The sequence below is a fragment of the Lactobacillus apis genome (assembly GCF_002837055.1).
GTDB lineage: Bacteria > Bacillota > Bacilli > Lactobacillales > Lactobacillaceae > Lactobacillus > Lactobacillus apis.
This window is the reverse complement of record NZ_PDKP01000062.1, coordinates 1-589: the sequence shown is the minus strand read 5'-3', so window position 1 is coordinate 589 and position 589 is coordinate 1. Positions and strand designations below refer to the sequence as shown.

The 589-nt window shown below is 36.7% G+C and carries 1 protein-coding gene and 1 pseudogene; both read right to left on the bottom strand.

Annotated elements, in window-relative coordinates; all coding sequences use genetic code 11:
- Nucleotides 1-260: NAD(P)-binding domain-containing protein (locus CRG87_RS07915; RefSeq protein WP_228150068.1), on the bottom strand; the 260-nt coding region annotated here is incomplete at its 3' end.
- Between the two features lie 106 nt (nucleotides 261-366).
- Nucleotides 367-589: pseudogene (locus tag CRG87_RS07910) on the bottom strand (pyruvate oxidase); the annotation flags it as partial.

The following is a 589-nucleotide window of genomic DNA, read 5'->3' as shown; positions in this document are numbered from 1 at the left end:
AAAGGTAACAGCTTGTGCAATGTTTCATCTACTGGCTTACCAGCCATAATTTGAATCAAAATTTTGCGTGGTTTTTCAAGTGAATTAACAAATTCTTCCCAAGAATAAGTTGGTTTTAGCTTATCATCCTGATATTCTGCAAAAGCATCAACTTCTTTTTTATCGATACTAAAGCCTGAAACGGAGAAGCCACTATTTCTAACATTTAAAGCTAGATTTTTACCCATGACGGATAAACCAATAATCCCGAACTGTTGCATATATATTCCTCCATCGTTCAAGTTCATACTCTATTATTATACTTGTATGAAAGCAAAAAAGCGAAACTTTCAAGAGTCTCGCTTTTTTGAGTTCTAATATTAAATATTAGTGTGCTGAAGCACCTGAAGTTGTATCAGGTTCTTCTTCTGGTTCAGGTTCTTCCTCTTCAGCTTCGGAAGCGCCTGAAGCAGCATCTTCAACCAAACCATACTTGTCGGCAAAGTAACTAAATGGCTTCAATGCTTCTGCTTGATACTTCTTAACGAATTCAGGATCGTCAAGTGTGTTCAATTCAGTTGAGTAAGGCATGTCATGAGTGAACTTGATG